Origin of the sequence: Selenomonas sp. GACV-9, from assembly GCA_900116485.1 — a bacterium.
GTDB classification, from domain to species: domain Bacteria; phylum Bacillota; class Negativicutes; order Selenomonadales; family Selenomonadaceae; genus Selenomonas_A; species Selenomonas_A ruminantium_G.
Genome location: FPAX01000031.1, coordinates 1 through 9,527, shown reverse-complemented (window position 1 = coordinate 9,527; position 9,527 = coordinate 1). Strand labels below are relative to the sequence as shown.

The window sequence follows — 9,527 nt, the reverse complement described above, 5'->3', positions numbered from 1 at the left end:
CAAGATGTATTGGCGCGCCGCCGGCCTGCCCGGCGCATGTACCTAGGTACGTACACCCTGCCAGCGCGGGTCATTTAGCGGAGCGGAGAAAAAGTGCACTCACCCTCACCCAAGCTGAGCTGTATCAAGTTTATTGTGATCTCGTACTGACAGACAAACTGTAATTTTACGCTCAAATATCGCTAAGCTATCGTTGTTTTATGAGGGAAGCGTTTCTGTTAGCCAGTCATTCTATACGCTGCATGAATATTTATCAGTAAAAAATGATAAAAATGTAAAATATGTATTGACAAGGAAAACAAAAGCGTGTAGTATATGAAACATCGACGGAGTTAACAACTTTACAGTCGATATAGAGCGAAATCGACGAACGGGAAATAGTAGGAGCATCGTCAGCTGTCAAGCGAGCCGGAGACTGGGAAACCAGTGGTGCGAAGTCCGGTCAGCTAAGTGCTTTGAATGGTCCCGTGAGAGTCCACCGAAAGCGGAGTTCTTGTGAGTAGGCTGGAACGGCTGCCCCCGTTACCGGGCTATGGCATCGGCTTATTAGGCCTGTGCCGGAATGAGATGCGTCTATTGACGTGTGAAAACGGGTGGTACCGCGAAGCTGATTCGCCCCGACTGGATTTGATCCAGCCGGGGCTTTTGTATTACATAGGGGATGAGTAGATGAAGGTAAAGATATGTGGCATGAAATCACTGCTGACAGCCAAAGTTGCTGAAGAGGCCGGCGCTGATTTCATCGGGTTTATTTTCTGGCCGCAGAGCCATCGTTATATTGAGCCGGAACATGCGGCCGTCATCGCCGGACAGCTGCAGCAGGCTTGGAAGACAGGCGTCTTCGTCGATGAGGACATCGAGAAGGTCAATGAGATTGTCCAGCAGGTTCACCTCGACTTCGTTCAGCTTCATGGCCATGAGAACGCGGCTTATGCGCGCAAGGTGCAGTGTCCTGTCATCAAGGCATTCCGCTATGGTGATGGCTTCAGTGCTCAGGCGGCCAACGAGTTCCCCGCCGAAATGATCCTGATCGATACATACAAGGCCGGACAGCCAGGGGGAACCGGGGAGGCCTTTGACTGGCGGGATGCTGCCGATGAGATTGCCAAGGTGGAGAAACCGGTATTGATTGCCGGTGGAATCAACACGGGGAATCTGCGGACGGTTTTGCGCATCTTCCATCCATATGGTGTGGATGTATCGGGCAGTCTCGAAGAGGATAAGGAGAAATCCATCAGCAAGATACAGGCTTTTATGCGCAGAGCAAGGAGCCTGCCACGCGGGAGGAAACGTCATTGAAAGATATTTTAGCGCAAATCGTAGAGAAAAAGAAAGATATTGTAGCGGAGGCCAAACGCCAGCTGCCGCTTGATGAAGTGAAGGCGCGTATTACGCCAGATACATTCCGTATGAGCAAGAATTTCAAGAAGGGCGACTGGAACCTCATTGCCGAGTGCAAGCTGCAGTCCCCGGCCAAAGGCAGACTTAACCAGACACATTCGGTGGAGCAGCTGGCGAAAATCTATGCAGCGAACGGTGCCAGCATGTTGTCGGTACATACGGACCCGCATTTCCTGGGCTGCAACGAAGATTTTTCCAAAGTGCGCAAACTCGTGGATTTGCCTTTGCTGCGCAAGGATTTTGTCATCGATGAGTATCAGCTGTACGAGGCACGGATGCTCGGGGCAGATGCGGTACTCTTGATTGCCCGCATCCTGTCGCCGGAGCAGCTCAAGGAATACCTCTATACGGCTTGGAGCCTTGGCATGGATGCGCTGGTTGAGGTGCATGATGAGGCGGATATGGCAGCGGCGCTGGCAACTCCGGCAGAATTCATCGGCATCAACAACCGCAACCTCAAGACTTTTACGACGAGCATCGAGCAGACTATGCAGCTCTTGCCGTATGCCGATAAGGAGCGCGTGCTGATCAGCGAGAGCGGCGTGTTCAGTGCTGAGGACGCCAAGGTACTGCGTGAAGCTGGTTGTGATGGCATCCTGGTGGGCGAAGGTCTGGTACGGGCTGGCGATATTGGCGCCATGACAAACGTGCTGGCTAATATTGAGACAGAAAACAACAGGAAAATGATGGCATAAGGAGTTAGACAGAATGAATACCAAGGGAAGATTTGGCCAGTATGGCGGTCAGTATGTGCCGGAAATCGTAATGCCGGCGTTGAATGAACTTGAGGCCGCTTACGAGAAATACAAGAACGATCCGGATTTCGCGCAGCAGCTCCGGTCACTGCTACGCGAATATGCAGGCCGCCCGACGAATCTCTACTATGCAGAGAAACTGACTAAGCATTATGGCCGCGCAAAGATATTCCTCAAGCGTGAGGATCTGCTGCATACGGGGGCCCACAAGATCAACAATGCACTAGGGCAGGCGCTCCTGGCAAAGCTCATGGGCAAGAAACGCATCGTGGCAGAGACGGGTGCTGGCCAGCACGGTGTAGCCTCGGCTACGGTGGCTGCCCTTTTCGGCATGGAGTGCCATGTGTTCATGGGCGCTGTGGATGTGGAGCGGCAGAAACTCAATGTGTTCCGCATGAAATTGCTCGGTGCGAAGGTCATCCCCGTTTCGAGCGGCACGGGCACCCTCAAGGATGCAACCAGTGAGGCCATCCGCTATTGGGCAACGAATATTACGGATACGCACTACATCATCGGCTCGGCTGTGGGCCCGCATCCTTATCCGACTATCGTGCGCGATTTCCAGAAGGTCATCGGCGAGGAAATCCGAGAACAGATCAAAGCACAGACAGGCGGACTGCCAGATTATCTGGTGGCCTGCGTCGGCGGCGGCAGCAATGCCATTGGCACGTTCTACGATTTCCGGAACGACAGTGACGTGAAGAAGTTTGGCGTTGAGGCTGGCGGCCACAGCGATGCAGTGGCTGATAATGCCAAGACCCTTTCGGGGGCTGGTGAGCCGGGAATCCTGCATGGTGCTTTCAGCTATCTGCTGCAGACGCCGGATGGCCAGGTCGTCGAGGCCTATTCCATTTCGGCGGGGCTTGACTACCCAGGTGTCGGGCCGGAGCATTCCTATTATAAGGATGAGAACATCGTCAAATATGTGTCGGTCACGGATACGGAGGCACTCGATGCCTTCCAGCGCTTGTCGCAGGTCGAGGGCATCATTCCAGCCTTGGAGAGCTCGCATGCGCTGGCCTATCTTGAGAAACTGATGCCGCAAACCAAGGCTGATGAGACTGTTGTCGTATGCCTGTCGGGCCGTGGCGATAAGGACGTGGCCATGGTGGCTAAAGCGTTGGGGGAGGACATTGAGTTATGAACCGCATAGAGACAAAGATGGCAGCGCTCAAGGCTGCCGGTAAGAAGGGCATTTATATCTATATCACCTGTGGGGCACCGGATGTGCAGACGACAATCGAGGCCGTCAAACAGGCTGAGGAAAATGGTGCAAACCTCATTGAGCTTGGGCTGCCGTTTTCCGATCCGATGGCCGATGGCCCGGTCATCCAGACGGCATCGGTTGTGGCGCTCAAGAATGAGATGACCCTGGCCAAGGAACTGGAAATCCTGCGCGAGATCCGCAAGTTCTCGGATATTCCCATCGTCGGCATGGGCTATATCAACAACATGTATCATTATGGCTTTGAGAAGTTCGTCAAAGACTTCAAGGCGGCTGGTATGGATGGTATCATCGTGCCGGACGTTCCCCATGAGGAGTCCGGGGAGATGCGCCGCATCTGCCAGGAAAATGATTTCGTGCTGGCGGAATTCGTCACGCCGGGAACGACGGAGGCACGCATGCAGGATACTTGCAAGGATGCTAGCGGCTTTGTCTACTGTGTCTCCAACAATGGTGTCACGGGCGTCAAGAAGGTGGACTACAGCGTGATTGGCGGGGTCTGTGACAAGGCGCGCAAGTATACCGATACGCCGCTGGCCGTAGGCTTCGGCATTGGTTCAGCTGAGGCAGCTGTGGATGCTGCGGCCCATGCAGATGCCGTTATCGTTGGCAGTGCTGTCGTCAAGCGACTGCTCGATGATAAGCTGGATGAGGCCATGGCTCTCATCCGGGAGATGCGCGTGGCGCTTGATGCGCGATATGCGCAGTAATCAGGAAAAGGATTTTTAGAAATGGATGACGAATAGTTATTTTTAGGAATACGAGTTCAGAAAGGAAGATAACTATGATCGTCACTGATATAAAAACCGTAGATGCGGCTGAAGATCTCATCCGCCGTCATACTCAGAACCGTCCGGAAAAACCGCGGAGCACGCAGGAAATATCGGCTCGCTATCGGCAGGCGATAAAGCAGTATCAGGTGCTTATGCGCGCGGAAGTCGATAACCGGGAGCAGCGGGTCATGCTGTACTCGGAGATCAAGACCCTCGGCTGGTGCATTGGACGTGAAGAGCATAAGGTGGTACAGGACATCAATACGCCGCAGCCATGACGGCGTTCATCCGGTAAAAGCCCCTGCCTGGTGATATACGCCAGGCAGGGGCTTTTGCATAGATCGGAGTGAATAAGATGAACCTTGAACCATCCTGCGAGGCGTTCTGTCAGCTGGCAAAGGAGAAGAACCTGATTGCCGTATCGGCAGAACTCAACATGGATATGGATACGCCTGTTTCGGTGTACTATAAGCTGGTCGATGACCATAAGGGCTTCATATTGGAGTCCGTCGATACGACACATCAGCAGTTTGGCCGTTATTCCTTTATCGGCGCGGAGCCGTTCGCGCGGCTGCAGGTCTTCAAGAACCGGCTGATGATCAAGGAAAACGATCTGATGAAGACCATCGAAGGAGATCCGGTGACGGCTATCCGGAGCTATATGGCCCGTTTCCAGCCAGCCTTGGAAGATGCGGCAATACCGCTGGCCAATGGCGGCTTGGTCGGCTACTTCAACTATGAGATCGTGGCAACCTTTGACCGGGTGCGTGGCCTTGATTTGGGCGATGAGGATCTTTTGGGACAGTTCATGCTCTGCCGCATCTTAGTGGTCTATGATGCTCTGCGCAATAAGGCACGGCTCATCTATTTTGCCGATGTCAAGGCGGCGGAAAACTGCGAGGCTGTCTATCACAGCATTGAAGGGAAGATGGAAATGCTGCAGCAGAAACTGTCAGCGCCTGTAATGCCAGCGGCAACAGCCAAAGACAAGCGGCGGGAGCTCGTGGATTTCCAGAAACAGTATGGGAAGGCACCAGCTGATTTCCTGGCGGCCATCCGCAAGGCCAAGGAGCATATCTTTGCCGGCGATATCTTCCAGATCGTGCCGTCGCGCCAGTTCCGGCAGAAGATCACGAAACCGTGCTTTCACTTCTACCGCCGCCTGCGGCAGGTCAATCCCTCGCCATATATGTTCTACTTCAACTTTGGCCGCGTGAAACTCGTTGGCGCCTCACCGGAGATGCTGGTCAAAGTGGCTGGGGAAAATGTTTATACCTATCCGATTGCCGGTACGCGCCGCCGTGGCAAGAATGCTGCGGAAGATGAAAAGCTGGCAGCCGAGCTGAAAGCCGATGTCAAGGAAGTAGCAGAGCATTCGATGCTCGTGGACTTAGCGCGTAACGATATTGGCCGCATCAGTGAGCCAGGCTCAGTCTGCGTGACGAAACTCAAGCAGGTGGAGTATTTCAGCCATGTCATGCATATGGTGTCTGAGGTGGTGGGCAAGATCAAGGCGGGCTATACGCCGATGGATGTGCTCAAGGCGACCTTCCCAGCGGGAACGGTCAGCGGGGCGCCGAAACTGCGGGCCATGGAGATTATCCATGACCTCGAGCCAGTAAGACGCGATACCTATTCGGGCACAGTTGGCTATATGGATTTTGCCGGTAACATGGATATGTGCATCACGCTGCGCACGATGCGCATCGAAAACGATGATACGGCGATTATCCAATCGGGGGCAGGTATTGTTGCGGATTCGGTGCCGGAGAAGGAATACCAGGAAATCCTGCAGAAATCCAAGGCGCTGTTTGAAGTGGTAGAGGAGGTGGAAAACGATGTTGTTGCTTTTAGATAACTATGACTCGTTTACCTACAACGTCTACCAGCTGCTGTCAGAGCTCGGCGCTGAGGTGGAGGTCATCCGCAATGACCAGACGACCGTAGAGGCTATCTGCCGACGCGGCTATGCGGGCATCGTCCTGTCGCCGGGGCCGGGGGTGCCCCAGGATGCGGGCATTACCGAGCAGGTAATCAGCGAGCTGAAGGGACAGGTGCCGATGCTCGGCATATGTCTTGGCCATCAGGCTATTGGCGAGGTCTTTGGCGGCAAGGTCGTGCGGGCTGGCGAGATCGTGCATGGCAAGACATCGCCGCTCAGGCATAACGGTACGGGACTCTATGCAGGCCTGGCGCAGGACATACCGATTGGCCGCTACCATTCGCTGATCATCGACCGGGAGACGCTGCCTGATTGCCTGGCCGTCACCAGTGAATTGGCAGATGGCATGATCATGGGAATCCGGCACAAGGAATTTGCTATCGAGGGAATCCAGTTTCATCCTGAATCCATCCTGACGCCGGATGGCCGCAAGATGATGAACAATTTCTTAGAGCATCTGGCCTGACGATAAAAAGCAAAGATTATTGAGCCTTCCTTGCGGGGAGGGCTTTTTCTTTTGGGGGAGTGTGCTATAATAGAAGCCGTCATGCTTTTTATCGAGGATGAAAGGATAGATTGATGCGAAAGATATGGACCAGATGCATTCTTCTGGTATTGATGGCCGCTCTGCTGTTGCCGGCCGCTTCGGTGTCGGCAGGCAGGCATAAGGCGGCAGAACAGCTGGCGAAACCCAAGGCGAAGATCTTGTTCGTGCCGCAGGATAACCGGCCGACCTCCTGTGAGCAGACGGCGGATGTGGCACGCAAGCTTGGCTATGAGGTAATCATGCCCGATAAGGAACTCTTGGGGGGGTTGCAGCAGAAGGGCAAGCCGGAACAGTTGTGGCAGTGGACCCAGACCCAGGCTGAACAGGCTGACATTGCCGTTATCGCGAGCGATTCGCTGCTGTATGGCGGACTCGTGGCTTCCCGCAAGCATGATATCCCTGAACCCGTGCTGCGGCAGCGGGCAGCTCAGCTGTCAGAGCTGCAGCAGGAAAATCCGCGGCTCAAGCTCTATGTGTTTGCCTCGCTGATGCGCACGCCGCGCAGCGGCGAGGCATCGGGCGGCGAGGATCCTGACTACTATATCGATTATGGCGAGCAGATCTTCCGCTATACGGCACTTATGGACAAGGCGGAGATCAGTGGACTGAGTGCTGAGGAAGCCGATGAGGTCATGCAGTTGGAGTCGGAGCTGCCAGCATGGGCTCTCTCTGACTGGATGGCCCGCCGCCAGCATAATGTCGATTCGACGAAAGTGCTCATCGACGAGGTGCGCAAAGGGGCAATCGAATATCTGCTGGTGGGCAAGGATGACAACGCGAGCCTGTCACAGACGCATCGTGAAAGCCGTTGGCTGCAAACGTATGGCAGGGATATCCAGCCGGAGCATTTCCAGCTGGTGGCAGGAATCGATGAACTGGGGCTCTTACTGATGAGCCGGGCGGTCAATGCTTGGGAGCACACAGTTCCCAAAGTCGCTATCCGTTATAATGAGGGCTTTGGTGGCCGGACGATTCCTACGTATTCGGATGAACGTGTGGAAGCGACACTGCAGACTGATCTGCAGATTGCTGGCGGTCAGCTGGTCAGCGAGCCGGAACAGGCAGATTTTACATTACTGGTGAATACGAACCCTGACGGCATAACTGGCGAGGCAAACCACATCCGCGACTGGGAGCAGGCGCCACTCAATAATGGGTTGAATCGTGCAGGAACGAATGCCTTCATGCGTCAGCTGCGTGGCCTTCTTCAGAGCGGCTGTGCAGTCGGCATTGCCGATATCGCCTTCACGAATGGTGCAGACAATGCCCTCATGCGTCATTTGGAGCAGGAAAACTTATTGTTTTCGCTGCGCTCGTATGCCGGTTGGAATACGGCAACCAACAGCCTTGGTTTTTCTTTGGCACAGGGCATGCTGGCCGCGCGCATGCCGCGTGAACAGTCCAATGCGCTGTTGCTGACGCGCTATCTTGATGATTGGGGCTACCAGTCCAATGTGCGCACGACGCTGGCCATGGAAATCGAGAGATTGGAAGATCCGCAGATTTATCTCTATCTGGGAAATTATGAGGCAGATATGGCGGAGAAGGCAACTTTGCTGCTACAGGATTTTGCCCGCAGGCATCTGCCACAGCTGGCCAATCCAGGGACGCTAAGCTTATCGTTTCCCTGGCATCGCATGTTCATTGCCGATATAAAGATCGATGCAGCAGGGAAGAACGGCAGACGGAAGGAGTAATGGGTATGAGCATCAGGGATGATCTGGATGTCTCGGCGTATCTGATTATTGGCCCTGAAAACACCAAGGGGCGACCCGTGGCTGACATTGTGCGGCTGGCTGTGGCGCAGGGCTTTACCTGCGTGCAGATCCGCTCCAAGACAGCCTCGGCACGGGAACTCATCGCACTGTGTGATGCCTCAGCGCAAGTGATCGCGGAGCTGGGGCAGAGTGGCAAGACGGCGCTGCTGGTCGATGATCGGCTCGATGTGGCCTGGGCGGCAAGACAGGCAGGCATCGCTGTGGATGGCATCCACGTAGGACAGAAGGATATTCCTGCTGCCGCCTGCCGGAACCTTCTTGGCCCAGAGGCCATTGTCGGCTTATCGGCACGTCCCTATGAGCTCATTGATTATGTGCTTCATTTAGATACCAGTGATATTGATTATTTTGGTGCGGGGCCGTTGCATCCAACGGCATCGAAACCAGATGCCGGTATGACAGCTGATGGACAACGTCACACGCGCAGCTTTGCCGAATTGACGGAGCTGCACCGGATCAGCCCCATTCCCGTCGTAGTAGGCGGCGGAGTGAAGGCGGCAGATCTGCCGGAACTGAAACGAACAGGTGTCGAGGGATTTTTCGTCATCAGTGCAATAGCTGGTGCTGATGACCCCGCAAAGGCTGCGGCGGAAATGGTGAATATATGGCGCCAGTAAAGGGCGCGGGAAAGGCTGTTGGCTCGAAGGGAAGGAGTCAACGGCTTTTTTATGAATTGCAGTTTGTCTGTCAGTACGAGATCACAATAAACTTGATACAGCTCAGCTTGGGTGAGGGTGGGTGCACTTTTTCTCCGCTCCGCTAAATGACCCACGCTGGTGTTTAAGTACGTATTTAGTTACATGCGCCGGGCAGGCCGGCGGCGCGCCAATACATCTTGACGTTCTAGCAAGTGCCTGCCGCGTGCCATCCCTCACTGCGTTCGGGCAATCGCTCCGTCTACGAAGAAAGTGTACCCACCCTCGCCCTCCGTTATGTTGGGATAATCCTGCTCTGTTCCGGCGATAGGTCACGAATTACATCGATGTGCTTGTTACGGGAGAAACGATTCGTACAATCTCAGACTTCCGTTACCAAAGGGGCGAACGGGGTAGTGCTTCTTTCTGTCTGGAGCGACTGTCCTGCGCAGCAGGACTGGGCCGTAAGCG

The 9,527-nt window shown here is 54.5% G+C and carries 9 protein-coding genes and 1 other annotated feature; all 9 genes read left to right on the top strand.

From position 1 onward, the window contains the following. Positions 1–357: 357 nt before the first annotated feature. Positions 358–623, top strand: a binding site (T-box leader). 46 nt (positions 624–669) lie between these two features. The 9 genes from BM322_RS13165 (at position 670) to BM322_RS13125 (ending at position 9,038) form a co-directional block, all read left to right on the top strand. Beyond that, a complete protein-coding gene (locus BM322_RS13165; RefSeq protein WP_075431193.1) occupies positions 670–1,299 on the top strand; it encodes a phosphoribosylanthranilate isomerase in 630 nt (209 codons plus the stop codon). Beyond that, positions 1,296–2,096: an indole-3-glycerol phosphate synthase TrpC gene (trpC, locus tag BM322_RS13160; RefSeq protein ID WP_075431192.1), complete on the top strand. Its 801-nt coding sequence runs from the start codon at positions 1,296–1,298 to the stop codon at positions 2,094–2,096. Before BM322_RS13165 ends, trpC begins: the two co-directional genes overlap by 4 nt. 13 nt (positions 2,097–2,109) lie before the next feature. Continuing rightward, positions 2,110–3,300: a tryptophan synthase subunit beta gene (trpB, locus tag BM322_RS13155; protein ID WP_075431191.1), complete on the top strand. Its 1,191-nt coding sequence runs from the start codon at positions 2,110–2,112 to the stop codon at positions 3,298–3,300. Further along, positions 3,297–4,091 carry a tryptophan synthase subunit alpha gene (gene trpA / locus BM322_RS13150; protein WP_075431190.1) on the top strand — a complete coding sequence of 265 codons (795 nt, stop codon included), beginning with the start codon at positions 3,297–3,299 and terminating at the stop codon, positions 4,089–4,091. The genes trpB and trpA overlap by 4 nt, the downstream gene beginning before the upstream one ends. A 74-nt stretch (positions 4,092–4,165) precedes the next feature. Beyond that, entirely contained in the window at positions 4,166–4,432 is a 267-nt protein-coding gene (locus tag BM322_RS13145; protein WP_082334501.1) for a hypothetical protein, read from the top strand. Positions 4,433–4,509: 77 nt separating this feature from the next. Beyond that, positions 4,510–6,012, top strand: a complete 1,503-nt coding sequence (gene trpE / locus BM322_RS13140; RefSeq protein WP_075431189.1) for an anthranilate synthase component I — start codon at positions 4,510–4,512, stop codon at positions 6,010–6,012. Next, a complete protein-coding gene (locus tag BM322_RS13135) occupies positions 5,993–6,562 on the top strand; it encodes an aminodeoxychorismate/anthranilate synthase component II (protein ID WP_075431188.1) in 570 nt (189 codons plus the stop codon). The genes trpE and BM322_RS13135 overlap by 20 nt, the downstream gene beginning before the upstream one ends. Positions 6,563–6,675: 113 nt before the next feature. Beyond that, positions 6,676–8,340, top strand: coding sequence for a DUF4127 family protein (locus tag BM322_RS13130; RefSeq protein WP_075431187.1), 1,665 nt, complete (start codon positions 6,676–6,678; stop codon positions 8,338–8,340). Between the two features lie 5 nt (positions 8,341–8,345). Beyond that, on the top strand, positions 8,346–9,038 hold the full coding sequence (locus BM322_RS13125; RefSeq protein WP_075431185.1) for a thiamine phosphate synthase: 693 nt from the start codon (positions 8,346–8,348) through the stop codon (positions 9,036–9,038). Positions 9,039–9,527 lie beyond the last annotated feature (489 nt).

Coding starts and splice junctions, on each gene's coding strand:
- BM322_RS13165 (WP_075431193.1), top strand. CDS start 670: ATGAAGGTAAAGATATGTGGCATGAAATCACTGCTGACAGCCAAAGTT.
- trpB (WP_075431191.1), top strand. CDS start 2,110: ATGAATACCAAGGGAAGATTTGGCCAGTATGGCGGTCAGTATGTGCCG.
- trpA (WP_075431190.1), top strand. CDS start 3,297: ATGAACCGCATAGAGACAAAGATGGCAGCGCTCAAGGCTGCCGGTAAG.
- BM322_RS13145 (WP_082334501.1), top strand. CDS start 4,166: ATGATCGTCACTGATATAAAAACCGTAGATGCGGCTGAAGATCTCATC.
- trpE (WP_075431189.1), top strand. CDS start 4,510: ATGAACCTTGAACCATCCTGCGAGGCGTTCTGTCAGCTGGCAAAGGAG.
- BM322_RS13135 (WP_075431188.1), top strand. CDS start 5,993: ATGTTGTTGCTTTTAGATAACTATGACTCGTTTACCTACAACGTCTAC.
- BM322_RS13130 (WP_075431187.1), top strand. CDS start 6,676: ATGCGAAAGATATGGACCAGATGCATTCTTCTGGTATTGATGGCCGCT.
- BM322_RS13125 (WP_075431185.1), top strand. CDS start 8,346: ATGAGCATCAGGGATGATCTGGATGTCTCGGCGTATCTGATTATTGGC.